Here is a 16,125-nt window from a genome sequence, read left to right as displayed (position 1 = left end):
TCAAATATAACGACAAAACTGGATATATCGCTATGACGGAACTTGCACTCACCCTCCGCGCCCGCGCGACCGACATGGCGCAGAGCCTTTGGTCGAAAGAGCGGGTCTGGCTTTTGACCGCTTCGATCGTTGCGGGCCTTTTGATCTTTGCCCCGGCTCAAGGGGTCGAGACCGCGCAATTTGCCCTGACAAGTTTTGCGGGCGTTTTGCCCTTTCTCCTTCTGTCGATCGGGATCGCGGCCTATGCGGCGGCAAGCTCGGCGGATGGGCTGATCGCGCGGGCCTTTACCGGCTCCCCCCTTGTGATGATCGGGATTGCAGCGATTGTCGGCGGCCTGTCGCCCTTTTGCTCTTGCGGGGTGATCCCGCTTATCGCGGCCCTCTTGGTGATGGGCGTGCCGCTCTCTGCCGTGATGGCGTTCTGGCTGGCCTCCCCCATTATGGACCCGTCGATGTTCGTGCTCACCACTGGCGTCTTGGGGCTGGAATTTGCCATTGCAAAAACGGTTGTCGCGGTGGCGCTTGGTTCCTTTGGCGGGCTTGTGGTGCATATGCTGATGCAGGCGGGCCACCTTACTGATCCGCTGCGCGACGGCGTGGGCAATGGCGGTTGCGGCGGCGCGGCGGTGCGCACCCCCGCGCCGGTGGTCTGGGCGTTCTGGAACGATCCGGCCCGGCGCAGCAAATTTCAGCGTGAGGCCGTCAAATCGACGCTGTTCCTTGCCAAATGGCTGCTCTTTGCCTTCGTTCTGGAAAGCCTGATGCTTGCATGGCTGCCTGCGGATGTGATCGCCGGAGTGGTGGGCGGCACCGGCATCGCCCCGATCCTGATCGCCACGCTGGTTGGCGTGCCGGCCTATCTCAACGGTTACGCCGCGCTGCCCCTTGTCGGTGGTCTGATCGAGCAGGGCATGGCACCGGGTGCGGGCCTTGCCTTTCTGGTCGCGGGCGGTGTGTCCTCCCTTCCGGCAGCGATTGCGGTCTGGGCTTTGGTCAAGCGGCAGGTCTTTGCGCTCTATATCGCGCTGGCGCTCGTGGGGTCGTTTTCCGCCGGGCTGATGTTCCAGATGTGGTCGGTGCTGTGAACTGGGTTCCTTGACCCATTCCCTCTTTCGGGCGCAGGGTTGGACCATGTCCACAGTGCCCGAATTCCCGATTGATCCGGCCTCCTTTGCCGCCGACCCGTATCCGACCCTGAAGCGGATGCAGGCAGAGGCGCCGATTGCTTACGTTCCGCAACTGGGCGCGACCCTTTTGACCAGACGCGCCGATATTTTCCTCTGTGAAAAGAACACGGAGGTGTTTTCCTCCCATCAGCCCGCGGGCCTGATGAATGTGCTGATGGGCCATAACCTGATGCGCAAGGATGGCGCGGCGCATCTGGCCGAGCGTAAGGCGATCTTTCCAAGCCTCTCCCCCCGCACCGTGCGCGATCATTGGGCCGGGCTGTTTCGTGCCGAGGCGGAGCGGATCCTTGATGCCCTGCCGCAGGAGGCGGATCTGGTGACCGACTATGCGATGCCCGTCTCCGCTGAGGCGCTCAAGCATATCACGGGCCTCACGAACATGGATTTTCGCGACATGGACGCGTGGTCGCAGGCGATGATCGACGGGATCGCGAATTACGCGGGCGATCCGGCGGTGGAGGCGCGTTGCCATGCGGCCACCGCTGGGATTGACGCCACAATCGACGCGCGGATCGCGCTGGGCTTCGCGCCCGATGACCCGAGCCTATTGGCCGTCACACTGCGCGCCGGGATGCCGATGGACAGCATCCGCGCCAACATCAAGCTGACGATTTCCGGCGGGCAGAACGAGCCGCGCGATGCCATTGCCGGGGCGGCTTGGGCGCTCTTGGCGCATCCAGACCAGCCGCGCGCGGATTGGCGCCGGGTGTTTGATGAGTATGTCCGATGGATCAGCCCCATCGGCATGTCCCCGCGCCGCATCGCCATGGCGCACAGCTATGGCGGTGTGACCTTCGCAGCCGAAGATCGCGTTTTCCTGATGTTCGGCGCGGCCAATCGCGATCCTGATGTGTTCGATAACCCGGACAGGTTCGACCTGAGCCGCGATCCCGGCCAGCATATCGCCTTTGGCGCAGGGCCACATTTCTGCGCGGGGGCGGCCGCGTCTCGCAGCCTCGTGGCAGAGGTGGCTCTGCCGCTCCTGTTCACGCGCTTCCCCGAGATGACGCTAACGGGACCGGCCCCGTTCGCCGGATGGGCGTTTCGCGGGCCAACACGCGTCCCGGTCAGACTGTCAGGCTGACCCTGCGTTTCTTTTTTCCACAAATACCTCGCCCGCGCGGCGAGCGCGCATCTCTCCATCTTGCGGAACGGTGCCGATTTACGCGAATTGCTCCCGGATCAGGCGCTCTTCCAACCCGTGACCAGGATCAAACAGGATGTGATGCACCACGTCCGGCTCGGACTGGATATCGACACTCAGGACATCGCGCACCTCAAGCCCGTCGGCAGTGGCGGCAACCGGGCGCTTTTCATCCTCCACCACCTCGAACCGAACCCGCGCCCGGATCGGCAAAAGCGCGCCACGCCAGCGCCGGGGTCGGAAGGCCGAAATCGCCGTCAGCGCCAGAATATCCGCCCCGATGGGCAGGATCGGGCCATGGGCGGAATAATTATACGCGGTGCTGCCTGCGGGTGTGCAAACCAGCGCGCCATCGCAGACCAGTTCGGCCATCCGCTCCCGCCCATCGACGAAAATGCGCAATTTGGCCGCTTGTGGGCCCATGCGCAGCATCGACACCTCGTTGATCGCGAGCGCCGTGCGCGTCTCCCCCGCGCGGGTCTGTGCGGACATGCGCAACGGATGGATGCTGGCATCTTCCGCCGCCTCCAGCCGCGCGCGCAGATCCTCCAGCGCAAACGCGTTCATCATGAACCCGACCGTGCCCCGGTTCATCCCGTAGACTGGCGCGCGCAGATGTTCGGTGTCGTGCAGGGTTTGCAACATGAACCCGTCGCCGCCCAGCGCCACGATCACATCCGCTTCCTCCACCGCGCAATCGCCATAGAGCGACACCAGCGCCTGACGCGCCAGCTCGGCCTCCTGCGCGTGGCTAGCCACGAAGCTGATGTTTTGAAATCGCACGGCGCTGCCCTGCCTTTTGTTGCATCCCGTTTTCCTCTGACTACACCCGATCCCCCAGCGCGTGCCAAGGGAAATGCGCCGCAATTGGAAACGAAGTTTCCTCCCCTGCCCCCTTTTGACGTTTTTATTGCGGAGAGTGACGTAAAGGTCGTTTGCACCCACCCCCGCGCCGCGTTACATCCTGCGCCAAGATTGACCCTTCAGGAGTGGCCCAATGCTCAAGACCGTCCGTGACACTGGCTTTTTCACCGAAACCCTCGCTTCCCGCGATCCCGAGCTTTGGGGCTCGATCACCGACGAGTTGACGCGCCAGCGCGACGAAATCGAACTGATCGCTTCCGAGAACATCGTCTCTGCCGCCGTGATGGAAGCGCAGGGCCATGTCATGACCAACAAATACGCCGAAGGCTATCCTGGCCGGCGCTATTATGGCGGGTGTCAGCATGTGGATGTGGCCGAAAACCTCGCCATTGAGCGCGCCAAGCAATTGTTCAACTGCGGCTTTGCCAATGTGCAGCCCAATTCCGGCTCGCAAGCGAACCAAGCGGTGTTCATGTCGCTGATGCAGCCCGGTGACACGTTCATGGGCATGGACCTGTCCGCCGGGGGCCACCTGACCCATGGGGCCAAGGTCAACCAGTCGGGCAAGTGGTTCAACGCGGTGCATTACGGCGTGCGCAAGCAGGACAGCCGGCTTGACTATGATCAGGTGGCGGAGCTTGCGGCAGAACATAAACCGAAAGTCATCGTCGCAGGCGGCTCCGCCGTTCCGCGCCAGATCGACTTTAAGGTATTCCGGGAAATCGCGGACAGCGTCGGCGCCTATCTGCATGTGGACATGGCCCATTTCGCGGGTCTTGTGGCGGGCAAGCAGCACCCGAATCCGCTTGATCACGCGCATGTCGCCACCACCACGACGCATAAGACCCTGCGCGGCCCGCGCGGCGGCATGATCCTGACCAATGACGAGGCCTTGGCCAAGAAATTCAACTCCGCCATCTTCCCCGGCATTCAGGGTGGCCCGTTGATGCATGTCATCGCGGCCAAGGCTGTTGCCTTTGGCGAAGCGCTCCGCCCTGAATTCGAGACCTATCAGGCGCAGGTCATCCGCAACGCGCAGCAGCTTGCCGAGACGCTGATGAAAGGGGGGCTTGATATCGTCACGGGCGGTACAGACACCCATGTCATGCTCGTTGATCTGCGGCCCAAGGGCGTAAAGGGCAACGCCACCGAACAGGCACTTGGCCGCGCGCATATCACCTGCAACAAGAACGGCATCCCGTTTGATCCCGAGAAGCCGATGGTCACCTCCGGCGTGCGCCTTGGCACGCCCGCAGGCACCACGCGCGGGTTTGGCGAGGCGGAATTCGCTGAAATCGGTGAGATGATCGTCAAGGTCGTCGATGGCCTTGCCGCCAACGGCGAAGAGGGCAATGGCGAAGTTGAGGCGCAGGTCAAGGCGCAGGTCAAGGCGCTCTGCGACCGCTTCCCCATCTACCCGAATATGTGATCTGATACCGGGCGCGCGGCCATCGCGCGCCCAGCTTCGGAAAGGAGCGGAAGTGCCCGCCCCGTTTGTGGATCAGATCGACTGGACCGACCCGCGCCCCAATTGGAATGACGCGCCCCGCGCAGCCGCGTTTCGCCTGCATGTCGCGGCCCTTGCGCAGGGACCGGGGCAAAACCAGATCGCCGCTTTCTACAATCGCTTTGCCGAAACCATGCAGGACGCGGGCATCCGCTTTGACTGGCAGGTGCAGCGCGAAAACCATCCTCGCTATTTCGAACATGCGCTGCGCCGCGCGCCACGGACCAAGCATATCCTGTTCCACGGACGTCAGCGCCACCCGAATGCGCTCTATCTCAGTCAGGATGCGCTGCCGGGATTTTTCCGGCTGGACCGGCACGGATTTGCCGCTTTCTCACATCTGGCGCAATCGCGCTATGAGCCGGAGGCGGCACCCATCCAGCCGGGCCTGCGCGTGGCCCTGTTGCAGCGGTTTCGCGCGGCGAACCTGTCGAAACTGGCGCAACCGCCGCAAGGTGCCTTGCCCCTGCCCGACACCAGCGACGCGATTGCGGTGATGCTGCAAGTGCCCGGCGATCTGGTCCTCTCGCTCACCACCCTGTCGCGAGAGGATATTCTGCGCGGCGTTCTGGCCGCACGCGGCACGCGGCCCGTGATCGTGAAGCCGCACCCGGCGGCCCCACCGGATCAGGCGCTCGCGCGGTTGCACGATCCGGCACATGGGGTCTGGGTCACGCAAGCCAGCCTGCATGACATCTTTCCCCGCGCGCGCACGGTCGTGACGGGCAATTCCGGCACGGGGCTTGAGGCGCTTTTGCACGGCTGCCATGTGATCACCTGCGGGATGGCCGATTATGGACATGCCACGACCCGCTGCGACACGGGCGGCGCGCTGGCCCGCGCGCTTGATTTACCCCGACCTGCGCAGGCGGCTCTTGATCGGTATCTTGCGTGGCGATTGGGGCAACAGGCGCTGGACCTGTCATCGGAGGATTTTGCCGAACGCCTGCTTTCCACCCTGCACACGCACGGGTTTCTTTAGGATTATTCGGCCACGGCCAGCATGGGCACATGCGCGCCCGCAAGGCGCAGCGACATGGAAATGTAATGGGCCGCAATGTCATCCGGCCCCAACCGGCCCCCTTCGCGGAACCATGTGCTGACCCCGGTGAGCATCGCGATCATCGCCATGGTTGTGACCCGGATATCTTCCATCACGAACACGCCCTTGGCCGCGCCATCGCTCAGGATTTCGCCCAGCACATCCTCATAGAGCCGCCGCAATCGCTCAATCTCCACGAAATTATCGGGGGAGAGGTTGCGCAACTCCATATAGGAGATGAAAACCCGGTCCTGCCGGGAGATATGATACCGGATGTGGAAGCGGACAAACCGCTCCAGCCGGGCCTCGGGTGCCATATCGGAACCGGGCGCTTCGTCCTGCCAGGAAGATAGCAGATCCTCCATATGGCTTTTGAGGATATCGAACAGCAGCGATTGCTTGTCCGGGGTGTAGAGGTACAAGGCCCCTGCCTGAACGCCCACTTCCCGCGCGATCTGGCGCATGGAAACGGCCGCAAACCCGTGCTGGGCAATCAACCGGATGGCTGCCTCCCGCACGGCAATCGCCGTTTTCTCACCGCTTGATCCGCTCTTGCGCGCCATCGGCTTTGCTCCCTTTGATCGGGAGCATAACTGAACGCTCGTGCAGTAAGCAAGACTTCGGTTAGCCCAACCGCCCATAGAAGGTCATGCGCGCATTCTCGGACAGGGCCACCCCCGGCTGTGCGTTATAGGCAAGGACCGCCAGCATTCGCGTCGTTTCCCCCTCATTGGGGGACACCCGGTGGATCGCGTTGCGCCCCCGAAACAGCACCAGCGTTGCGGGCTCCATCGTAAGAACCGTTGGCGTCATTTCCTCATCCAACAGCTTTCGAACGCCCTCGAAATTCATCTCCCCCGCATCGGCGCGGCGCAGGTCTTTCACATACTCAAACCGGCTGCCGGCCTCGGGTTTCTGGATCAACAGCGTGATCGCGAAGGACGAATTGTCGAAATGCCAGCCAAGCTCCTGCCCCCGATGCGCATAGTGAATGTTGATGGAGGACAGCGGATCGGCATAGGGATAGAGCGCGGCCTCTCCGGTGACAGCGGCCACGAATGCCCGAAACCCCGGATCATCATAGAGCGTGCGCAAGGGCGAATTTGCCCCGATCACGTCGTCACAGATACAGCCTTTGGACGATTCCACTTGCCGGTTTGCGGGATGCTCTGCCGGATAGGCCGGATCGGCGGGCGTCAGATAAACCGAATGCCGGGAGGTGCAGAAATACGCCTTATCCTGCGCCCCACGCGCCTCATTGAGCATCGCCTCCAATGCTGCCGGTTGGATGAAATCGGGCAGGCAGAGCACACCGTCACGATCCAGCGCCGCGCGACACGCCTCCCGGAACGGGGCCGCGCCCATTGGATGAGTGACACCATCAACGATCTCGTCCATCCGCATTAGCACGCCTCCCCTGCTCCACAGGCTATCCTGCGGCGCAAGGGATGCTGTCGTAAAGGCGGCTTGGCCTGATCGGCTTCTTTTTTCCCCAAATACCTCCCGCCGGAGGCATCAATCCTTTTCGTCGAAACGGACCTTCACATAAGACCCCGGTGCAGGCTCAATCGTGCCAAGCACCTTGCCCGGTGTGCGCGCGTTCACCTTGCGGCCCGATTGCTTAGACAGCCACGCGTCCCAATCGACCCACCAGGAGCCGGGGCGTTCTTCGGCCTGTTCGAGCCATCCGGTGATGTCCTCCGACGAATAATCGTCATTCACCCAATACTGGTATTTGCCAAGGGCAGGCGGGTTGACCACGCCCGCGATATGGCCCGAGCCTGCGAGCACGAAATGCACATCCGCCCCCGTCATCATCCGCGCCCCGCGATAGACGGACGCGGCAGGGGCGATGTGATCCTCTTTTGCGGCAACGTGGTACACCGGCACGTTGATATCGGACAGTTTCACGTTCAGACCGCCGATTTTCAGATCGCCACAGGCGAAATTATTGTCTTGATAGAACTGCTCCAGATAGAAGCGATGCACCCGCGCGGGCATGCTGGTGCTGTCACTGTTCCAATACAAAAGGTCGAACGGGAACGGCTCTTTCCCGAGCATGTAATTGTTGATCACATAGCCCCAGATCAGATCGCTGGAGCGCAGCATGTTGAACGCGCTCGCCATGCTTTGCGCAGGCAGATAGCCCTTTTCCATCTGGCCCTCGACGGCCTCGATGGTCTGCTCGTCCACAAACACCTGCAATTCGCCGGCATCCTCGAAATCAAGCTGCGCGGTAAAGAAGGTGGCAGAGGCAACGCGCTTGTCCTTCGTCTTGCCCGCATGGGCAAGGAAGGTGCCCGCCATCGTGCCGCCAATGCAGTAGCTCGCAATATGGGTCTGCTTCTGGCCTGTTTCCTCCAGCACCTTGTCGATCGCGGTCGACACACCCTTTTCCCGGTAGCTTTCCCATGTCTCCCCGGCGGAGCGTTCATCGGGGTTCACCCATGAGATGATGAACACGGTGTAGCCCTGCTCCACCAGCCATTTCATCATGCTCTTCTTCTCATTGAGGTCGAGCACATAGTATTTGTTGATCCACGGCGGGATCATCAAAAGCGGCTTGGCATAGACCTTTTCGGTCAGCGGCGCGTATTGGATCAGTTGCATCAGCTCGTTTTCGAACACGACCTGTCCTTCGGTCATCGCCATGTTCTGGCCGACCTTGAACTGCTCCATATCGGTCTGACGGATCAAAAGTTGCCCTTTGCCCCGGTCCAGATCCTGCAACATCATGTTGAGACCCCGGACAAGGTTTTCACCCTTCTCATTCATCGTGCTTTCCAGCACTTCGGGGTTGAGGCCGAAAAAGTTGGTCGGGCTCATCGCCTCCACAAAGGTGCGGGTATAAAACTCGACCTTCTTGCGGTCGCGCGGGTCCATTTCCCCCAGATCATGCGCGTTCTGCTGAAGGTGGTTGGCGGTCAAGAGGTAGGATTTCTTGAGGTAGTCGAACAGCAGGTTCTCCGACCATTCCTTGTGTTTGAACCGCTTGTCGGGGCGTCCCTGCTCCTCCGGCATCTCGGCACCCAACCAGCGCAGCGTCGTGTCGCGCCACAACTCCCCCATGGAGGTCCAATAGGCCAGCGTCGCCTCCGCCACCTCATTGGGATGGGCGGCGAGCGTGTTGGCAAATTCGGTGAAGGCCGGCATCGTGTTGAGCGGATCGCTGTGCATCGGCCCCGTGCTATCGCCCTGCGCGCTCAAGAACCGGGTCCAGATTTCCTGCGATGTCTCGGACACTTTCGCCATGTTCGCGGCAAACTCGGCGCTGGATTGCATCCATTCGGGCACGTCTTTCGCGATATCCTCGGGCAGTGTGATCTTTTGATCGGCCATGATTTCCTCGTGCGTCCAACGATCTTGCGCGTTGGTTTAGGGGGTGACGTTGATGTCAGCGGTCTGATACGCACAGGAGTATAGGGAAAACCTCGATCTTGCGCAAAACGCGGATCGTCGCAGCTAGGTAAGTGATGTTGACGCAACCAAAAATTCTCTGCACTGCCCTGTGTGTCATTCTTGCCGGGTGCAGCATCGGGGAGGTGTTCGGTGCCTATGACCTGCCGGACGAAGTGGTCACCTCCGGCGATACATTCCCCGAACTCGTGGATCGCACCACCGGGGACGCACGCCCCCCCGCCCCCCTGACGGAGGCGGAGAAAGCAGCATTACAAGCGGAAATCGACGCGCTCGAGGGCAGCCTCGATTAAGCGCAAATCATCAGGTCAAGGTTTTGCACCGCAGATCCCGACGCCCCTTTGCCAAGGTTATCGAGCACGGCCACGGCCACCATTTGACCCGTCTCTGCGTTGCCGCGCACATGGATAGACATCGTGTTGGTGTCATTATGCATCTGCGGGTCAAGCCGCGCCTCGGTATCGGAGACCACGATCACATCGCCACCATGGGCATAATGCGCCTGATAGACCGCCAGCAGGGCCTCCCGATCACCATCGACCATCCCTTTGGGCAAAGAGAGCGTGAGCGCCATGCCTTGCGCATATTTTGCCACGGCTGGCACAAAAATCGGCGGGCGCGAGAGCAGCCCGTATTTCGTGATCTCCGGCAGGTGCTTGTGCCCCTGATCAAGACCGTAGAGGAAAAAGTCGGACGATCCTGCTGCTTCCATCTCCGCAATCAGCGCCTTGCCGCCGCCAGTATAGCCCGAAACGCCATGGATCGTCAGACCGGCATCCGCCGCCAGCAATCCCGCCTCGACCAAGGGCCGGATCAGCGAAATGGACCCGGTGGCATAACAGCCCACATTGGCCACGAACCGCGCGTTGGCCACAGCCTCCGCGTGGCCTTTGGTCAACTCCGGAAAGCCATAAACCCATCCATCGGCCACGCGATGCGCGGTCGAGGCGTCGATCACCCGCGTGGTGTCATTCTCGATCATCTCCACAGAGTCGATTGCGGCGGCATCCGGCAGGCACAAGATCGCCACATCCGCTGCGTTCAGCGCATCGCGCCGCGCGTCCAGATCCTTTCGGCGGTCTTCGCCCAGTTGGATCAGCGAAATGTCGCTCCGATCCTTCAACCGGTCAAAGATTTGCAAACCGGTGGTGCCGGCTTCCCCGTCGATAAAGACTTGCGTGGTCATCTGGTTGCTCCTTGGGTACCCGCCCGCATCTACACTGCGCGGAACCCTGCCGTCAAATACTCCCGCCCCCGTTTCTTTTTTCCAAAAATACCTCCCGCCGGAGGCATTCCGACGCGCGCAGATCAGATCACCATTGCCGTTTAGGGCCTGCCCCCTATAAAGCGAGGATCAACCCCTAGCCCGAAAAGCCCTGCCATGACCGAAGAATTCTACCGCATCAAACGCCTGCCCCCTTATGTGTTCGCCGAGGTGAACCGGCTCAAGGCGGAATACCGAGCGGACGGGATGGACATTATCGATTTCGGGATGGGCAATCCGGACATGGATACGCCGCCCCATATCGTCCAGAAACTGATCGAGACGGTGCAGCGCCCGCGCACGCATCGCTATTCCTCTTCCAAGGGCATTCCGGGGCTGCGCCGCGCGCAGGCGGGCTATTATGAGCGCCGCTTTGGCGTGAAGCTCAACCCGGAGACGGAGGTGATCGCCACGCTTGGCTCGAAAGAAGGGCTTGCCAACCTCGCCATGGCGATCACGGCGCCGGGTGATGTGATGCTGGTGCCAAACCCCAGCTATCCGATCCATCCCTATGGTTTCATGATTGCGGGCGGGACGCTGCGCCATGTGCAGGCGCTGGTCAATGGCCGCTTCGATCCAGAGGATTACATCCGCAGCCTTGAAAAAGCGGTGATGCACTCGGTGCCAAAGCCCGTGGCGATCGTCGTGAGTTTCCCGTCGAACCCGACCGCGCAGGTCACTGATCTCGATTTCTACAAGGATTTGGTTGCCTTCGCGAAGAAGCATCACCTTTGGGTGCTGAGCGATCTGGCCTATTCGGAGATCTATTTCGACGACAACCCGCCGCCTTCAGTGTTGCAGATCGAGGGGGCAAAGGACATCGCGGTGGAATTCACCTCCCTGTCCAAGACCTTTTCGATGCCCGGTTGGCGCATGGGCTTTGCGGTGGGCAATGAGCGGTTGATCAGCGCGCTGACGCGGATCAAATCTTATCTTGATTACGGCGCATTCACACCGGTGCAGGTGGCAGCCGCCGCCGCGCTGAATGGGCCGACAGAGTGCATCGACGAGGTGCGTGACATCTATCGCTGCCGCCGGGACGTGCTGATCGACGCGATGGGGCGTGCCGGATGGGACATCCCCTCCCCGCCCGCAACGATGTTTGCATGGGCCCCGGTCCCTGCGCAATTCGCGCGGCTTGGCTCGATGGAGTTTTCCAAAATCCTGCTGCGGGAGGCCGAGGTCGCCGTCGCCCCCGGCGTCGGATTTGGGGAATATGGCGAAGGCTATGTCCGCCTCGGGTTGGTGGAGAACGAACACCGGATCCGGCAGGCCGCACGCGGCGTGAAGCGGCTCTTGGCGCGGGCGGATGACATTCTGTCCGAATATGACAATGTCTGACCTGCCCGAGCAATTGTCCCCGCAAGAAGCCTATGCGCTGACCGCGATGACGCTGGAACAGATTTTCGGGGATAGCGATGTGGCCGAAGGCACCCCGGTGACGCTGGATTTCGATCTGCTGGCGGGACCGGAGGCGCGCGCCGCTGACCTGACCCGCGCATTGGGCATGTTCGGCTATCAGGTGAGCGAGGGCGACGGAAAGGTCACCGCGAGCGTATCGGACGTGCCGCTGACACTTGCCGACATATGGACCCATGAGGAGCGGATCACGACGATTGCGGTGGCGCGCGGCTATATCTCCGACGGGTGGGGTTTTCTTGAGCCATAGGGCGCTCCCGCACGCCGCTGGGCCTTGCGGCCCGCGCCCTTTGGGCGTGGCCCGGCAGATGCGATGCATCCGCCGGGTGCGCTCGCCGCGCGGGCAGATATTTTTGGAAAGTGAATTGGCGCTGAGGCGCTCCGCATGAAGGCGACGCTGGCGCAGAACCTGCGCGGCGCGGTCCTGATGATCGCGGCGATGGGCGCGTTTCGCGGCAATGACGCGGCGATGAAGGCAGTATTGCAGGATCTGCCATTTTCGCAGGCAGTGTTCCTGCGCGGTCTTTGCGCCACGCTCCTGTTGTTTGTCATCGCGTGGCGCAGCGGTGCGCTCGCCGCATTGCCACGGGGGCGGGACCGGCGGGCGGTGGCGCTGTGCGTGACAGGGGAGATGGGATCGACCCTGACCTATCTGACAGCCATCGCGCTCGTGCCGCTCTCCGTTGCGGTGGCGATCCTTCAGGGTGTGCCATTGATCCTGACTATTGCCGGGGCGCTGTTGTTCGGGGAGACAGTCGGCTGGCGGCGCTGGATCGCGGTGTTTGTGGGCCTCGCGGGTGTGTTGATGATCATCCAGCCGGGGGCGGACGGGTTCAACGTCATGTCCCTTCTGGTTGTGGCAACCGTGTTCTGCATCGCTCTTAGAGACCTCGCTGCGCGCAGCCTGACCGCCGCCGTACCGTCGCAGGTCATGGCACTTATCACCGGGGCGATGGTCACGCTACTCGCACTTGTCCTATCCATTGGCTCGGATTGGGTGATGCCCACGCCGGGGCAAAGCGTGATCATCGTGACAGCAGCCGTCCTTGTGTCCCTCGCATATATCTTTGCCGTCTCGGCAATCCGGGCGGGGGATGTGGGGTTCGTGGCGCCGTTTCGGTATAGTGGGCTATTGTGGGCGGCCGCCCTCGGTATCCTGTTGTTTGGGGAGCGACCGGGGCCATGGCAACTGACCGGAGCGGCCATCGTGGTGGCCACCGGGTTGTTCATCCTGCATCGGGAGCGGGTCGCGGCGCGGTGACGCAGCGACAGGGCGCGGAACGACCCTACTTCTCCGGTATGAGCAAGAACCAAAACATATCCGCCATCTATTACGATGGGGCCTGCCCGATTTGCAGCCGCGAAATCGCGATGTACAAATCCTCCGGGACGGTCCCGGAGGAGGCCTTTCAGGACATCGCCACTGGCCCCGTGCCCGAGGACGCGACGCGCGAGGCACTGCTGGCCCGGCTTCATGTGCGGCTGGCGGATGGACAAATGGTGAGCGGCGCGCGGGCTTTTCTGGCGATTTGGCGCACCCAGACCGCGCTGCGCCCCTTTGGCATTTTGTTGGATCGTCAGCCGTTCATCTGGTTTCTGGACCTCGGCTATGCTGGTTTTTTGAAAATACGCAAACTCTGGCGCTGAGGGTGCGTTGCCCTTGACCCGCCCATCGGATACGACCTGAGCACCATTACTCAAGCTGTTCGAAAGAGGCATTCCATGACATCCCCCCTGCGCATCGCAATCGCTGGCCTTGGCACTGTTGGCACGGGGGTTGTGCGAATGATCCAGACCCATGGGGAGCTGATCGCGCAGCGCGCTGGTCGGCCCGTGGAGATTGTGGCTGTCTCTGCTCGCAGCAAGGACAAGGCCCGCGACGTGGACCTGTCCGCTTATGCTTGGGAAGATGACGCCGCAGCGCTCGCGCAGCGCGCCGATGTGGACCTTGTCGTCGAAGTGATTGGCGGCACGTCCGGCCCTGCACGGGATGCGGTGGAGCAAAGCCTCGCCAATGGCAAACATGTGGTGACCGCCAATAAGGCGCTGCTCGCTGAGGGGGGGCATGCGCTGGCCAAAGCGGCGGAAGCGGCGGGCGTTGCCCTGCGGTTTGAGGCGGCGGTGGCAGGCGGTATCCCGATCGTCAAGGCGCTGACAGAAGGCCTCGCCGGGAACCAGATCACCCGGGTGATGGGCGTGATGAACGGCACCTGCAACTATATCCTGACCACGATGGAGCACACGGGTGCGGCCTATGCGGATGTGCTCGCGGATGCGCAGAAACTCGGCTATGCGGAGGCCGATCCGAGCTTTGACGTGGGTGGCATTGATGCGGCCCAAAAGCTCGCCATCCTGTCCTCCATCGCCTTTGGCACCGAGGTGGATTTCGACGGTGTGAAGGTCGAAGGGATTGAGCGTGTGAGCCTGATGGATATCGAGCAGGCTGCCGAGATGGGCTACCGGGTGAAACTGCTCGGCGTGGCGCGGATGAATGGCGCGGCCCTTGAGCAGCGGATGCAGCCTTGCCTTGTTCCCGCGACCTCCCCCATCGGCCAGTTGGAGAGTGTGACAAATATGGTCGTCGTTGAGGGCGACTTTATTGGTCAGACGGTCTATCAGGGCCCCGGCGCGGGCGAAGGACCGACGGCTTCCGCAATTTTGGGAGATATCATCGACGTGGCCCGTGGCCTGATGATCCCGGCCTTTGGCCAGCCCGCCACCAATCTGGTCAAGGCAGAACGGGCAGAGACGGGGCTAGGGGCCGCTTATTACCTGCGGCTGACATTGGAGGACGCGCCCGGCGTCCTTGCCCGTGTTGCGGATGCGCTGGGGCGGCAAGGCATTTCCATCAATCAGATGCGCCAGAATGCGCATGAGGCAGGGACAGCACCTGTGTTGATCGTGACCCATCCGTGTGGGCGGATCGCACTCGACAAGGCGCTTGAGGAGATCGCGGCGCACAAGACCTCCCTTGATCAGCCGGTGGCCCTGCGGATCGAACAGGTCTGACCGCTCCTGCCCCGCCCGGGGCCATGTTACGCATGACCCTTGCGGCCTCTTTCCTTGAAAAATGGGACGGCTCGGCGCAAAAGGGGCGCGGCGCATGGCCCGCGCCCACAAACAGGAGTTTAGTATGACATCCCCGACCCAAGAATTTGCAGACCGTTTGCTGTCCCTCGGGCTTGCCCGTGTGTCCGAGGCAGCAGCGATTGCCTCCGCCAAGCTGATCGGGCGGGGTGACGAGAAAGCTGCCGATCAGGCGGCGGTCGATGCAATGCGCACCCAGCTTAACATGCTCGATATCGCGGGTGTCGTTGTGATCGGTGAGGGGGAGCGGGACGAGGCTCCGATGCTCTATATCGGTGAGGAAGTCGGCACCGGCAATGGCCCCGGCGTCGATATCGCGCTTGACCCGCTGGAAGGCACGACACTGACCGCGAAAGACATGCCGAACGCGCTGGCGGTGATCGCGATGGGGCCGCGCGGCTCCATGCTGCATGCACCGGATGTGTATATGGACAAGCTGGCCATCGGGCCGGGCTACGCGAATGAGGTCGTGACGCTGGATATGACACCAACGGAGCGGATCCACGCGCTGGCACAGGCCAAAGGCGTGCAGCCATCCGAGATCACGACCTGCGTGCTGGAACGCCCGCGGCATGAGGATCTGGTCCGCGAAATCCGCGAAACCGGCGCTGCGATCCGCCTGATCACGGATGGGGACGTGGCCGGCGTGATCCATTGCGCCGAGGCCTCCACCGGGATCGACATGTATATGGGCTCTGGTGGTGCACCCGAAGGTGTGTTGGCCGCCGCGGCGCTGAAATGCATGGGTGGGCAGATGCAGGGGCGGCTGTTGTTCCGCAATGATGACGAACGGGGCCGCGCGACCAAGGCAGGGATCACCGACCTCGACAAGATCTACGCCCGCGATGAGATGGTGCGCGAGGATGTGATCTTTGCCGCGACCGGGGTGACGGACGGCTCCATCGTGCGCGGCGCACGGCGGGACGGGGCTTATCTTGAAACGGATACGATCCTGATGCGCTCCAAAACTGGCTCGATGCGGCGCCTGACCTATCGCAGCATCGTCTGACGCCCCGAACGGAGCGCTCCCGCACGTCAAAGGCCCGCTCACGCGTGCCTTTTCCCTTTGGGCCGGGCGCCGCGCCTTGCGGCGCCGCGATGCCTCCGGCGGGGTATATTTGAAGAAAGTGAACCACTACCGACTGACGTCGGTAGCATCTGGGCTGTGCGTCGCGAGGTACTGAAGTACCAGGT

The 16,125-nt window shown here is 62.1% G+C and carries 16 protein-coding genes; 11 read left to right on the top strand and 5 right to left on the bottom strand.

Annotated features, from left to right (window positions below; genetic code table 11):
• Nucleotides 1–32 precede the first annotated feature (32 nt).
• Both FHS89_RS11745 and FHS89_RS11740 read left to right on the top strand, forming a co-directional pair.
• Nucleotides 33–1,085, top strand: a complete 1,053-nt coding sequence (locus FHS89_RS11745; RefSeq protein ID WP_184011870.1) for a permease — start codon at nucleotides 33–35, stop codon at nucleotides 1,083–1,085.
• A 46-nt stretch (nucleotides 1,086–1,131) separates the two neighbouring features.
• Complete coding sequence (locus FHS89_RS11740; RefSeq protein ID WP_184011868.1) at nucleotides 1,132–2,271, top strand: cytochrome P450; 1,140 nt, start codon at nucleotides 1,132–1,134, stop codon at nucleotides 2,269–2,271.
• Nucleotides 2,272–2,349: 78 nt separating this feature from the next.
• On the opposite strand, the gene FHS89_RS11735 is transcribed toward FHS89_RS11740, so the two are convergent.
• Nucleotides 2,350–3,114, bottom strand: coding sequence for an NAD kinase (locus FHS89_RS11735; protein WP_184011867.1), 765 nt, complete (start codon nucleotides 3,112–3,114; stop codon nucleotides 2,350–2,352).
• Between the two features lie 214 nt (nucleotides 3,115–3,328).
• Here FHS89_RS11735 and glyA point away from each other — a divergent pair, with 214 nt between their 5' ends.
• Nucleotides 3,329–4,624 (top strand): serine hydroxymethyltransferase, encoded by a 1,296-nt coding sequence (glyA, locus tag FHS89_RS11730; protein ID WP_184011865.1) that lies wholly within the window; start codon nucleotides 3,329–3,331, stop codon nucleotides 4,622–4,624.
• Nucleotides 4,625–4,676: 52 nt separating this feature from the next.
• Entirely contained in the window at nucleotides 4,677–5,684 is a 1,008-nt protein-coding gene (locus tag FHS89_RS16370; RefSeq protein ID WP_184011863.1) for a capsular polysaccharide export protein, LipB/KpsS family, read from the top strand.
• 2 nt (nucleotides 5,685–5,686) lie between these two features.
• Here FHS89_RS16370 and FHS89_RS11720 read toward each other — a convergent pair whose 3' ends face one another.
• The 3 genes from FHS89_RS11720 to FHS89_RS11710 all read right to left on the bottom strand — a co-directional run bounded on the left by FHS89_RS11720 (nucleotide 5,687) and on the right by FHS89_RS11710 (nucleotide 9,083).
• Nucleotides 5,687–6,307 carry a TetR/AcrR family transcriptional regulator gene (locus tag FHS89_RS11720; RefSeq protein ID WP_184011861.1) on the bottom strand — a complete coding sequence of 207 codons (621 nt, stop codon included), beginning with the start codon at nucleotides 6,305–6,307 and terminating at the stop codon, nucleotides 5,687–5,689.
• Nucleotides 6,308–6,368: 61 nt separating this feature from the next.
• Nucleotides 6,369–7,142: a HalD/BesD family halogenase gene (locus FHS89_RS11715; protein WP_246413826.1), complete on the bottom strand. Its 774-nt coding sequence runs from the start codon at nucleotides 7,140–7,142 to the stop codon at nucleotides 6,369–6,371.
• 117 nt (nucleotides 7,143–7,259) lie between these two features.
• A complete protein-coding gene (locus FHS89_RS11710; RefSeq protein ID WP_221229422.1) occupies nucleotides 7,260–9,083 on the bottom strand; it encodes a PHA/PHB synthase family protein in 1,824 nt (607 codons plus the stop codon).
• A 134-nt stretch (nucleotides 9,084–9,217) separates the two neighbouring features.
• On the opposite strand from FHS89_RS11710, the gene FHS89_RS11705 reads away from it, so the two are divergent.
• A complete protein-coding gene (locus FHS89_RS11705) occupies nucleotides 9,218–9,454 on the top strand; it encodes a hypothetical protein (protein WP_184011857.1) in 237 nt (78 codons plus the stop codon).
• Here FHS89_RS11705 and argC read toward each other — a convergent pair.
• The gene (gene argC / locus FHS89_RS11700) at nucleotides 9,451–10,347 is read right to left on the bottom strand and encodes an N-acetyl-gamma-glutamyl-phosphate reductase (protein WP_184011855.1); all 897 of its coding nucleotides are present in this window, start codon (nucleotides 10,345–10,347) and stop codon (nucleotides 9,451–9,453) included. The genes FHS89_RS11705 and argC overlap by 4 nt on opposite strands.
• 195 nt (nucleotides 10,348–10,542) lie before the next feature.
• On the opposite strand from argC, the gene FHS89_RS11695 reads away from it, so the two are divergent.
• The 6 genes from FHS89_RS11695 to glpX all read left to right on the top strand — a co-directional run bounded on the left by FHS89_RS11695 (nucleotide 10,543) and on the right by glpX (nucleotide 15,940).
• Entirely contained in the window at nucleotides 10,543–11,766 is a 1,224-nt protein-coding gene (locus FHS89_RS11695) for an LL-diaminopimelate aminotransferase (RefSeq protein ID WP_184011853.1), read from the top strand.
• The gene (locus FHS89_RS11690; RefSeq protein WP_184011851.1) at nucleotides 11,753–12,094 is read left to right on the top strand and encodes a hypothetical protein; all 342 of its coding nucleotides are present in this window, start codon (nucleotides 11,753–11,755) and stop codon (nucleotides 12,092–12,094) included. Before FHS89_RS11695 ends, FHS89_RS11690 begins: the two co-directional genes overlap by 14 nt.
• Before the next feature lie 135 nt (nucleotides 12,095–12,229).
• The gene (locus tag FHS89_RS11685) at nucleotides 12,230–13,105 is read left to right on the top strand and encodes a DMT family transporter (protein ID WP_184011849.1); all 876 of its coding nucleotides are present in this window, start codon (nucleotides 12,230–12,232) and stop codon (nucleotides 13,103–13,105) included.
• Nucleotides 13,106–13,143: 38 nt separating this feature from the next.
• Nucleotides 13,144–13,491 (top strand): thiol-disulfide oxidoreductase DCC family protein, encoded by a 348-nt coding sequence (locus tag FHS89_RS11680; protein ID WP_184011847.1) that lies wholly within the window; start codon nucleotides 13,144–13,146, stop codon nucleotides 13,489–13,491.
• A 75-nt stretch (nucleotides 13,492–13,566) separates the two neighbouring features.
• Nucleotides 13,567–14,853 carry a homoserine dehydrogenase gene (locus FHS89_RS11675; RefSeq protein WP_184011845.1) on the top strand — a complete coding sequence of 429 codons (1,287 nt, stop codon included), beginning with the start codon at nucleotides 13,567–13,569 and terminating at the stop codon, nucleotides 14,851–14,853.
• 124 nt (nucleotides 14,854–14,977) lie between these two features.
• Nucleotides 14,978–15,940 carry a class II fructose-bisphosphatase gene (glpX, locus tag FHS89_RS11670; RefSeq protein WP_184011843.1) on the top strand — a complete coding sequence of 321 codons (963 nt, stop codon included), beginning with the start codon at nucleotides 14,978–14,980 and terminating at the stop codon, nucleotides 15,938–15,940.
• Nucleotides 15,941–16,125: the final 185 nt, after the last annotated feature.

It is taken from the genome of Rubricella aquisinus, assembly GCF_014199445.1.
GTDB classification, from domain to species: domain Bacteria; phylum Pseudomonadota; class Alphaproteobacteria; order Rhodobacterales; family Rhodobacteraceae; genus Rubricella; species Rubricella aquisinus.
Note: the sequence above shows the minus strand (reverse complement) of the source record. Positions and strands in the feature narration are given on the sequence as shown.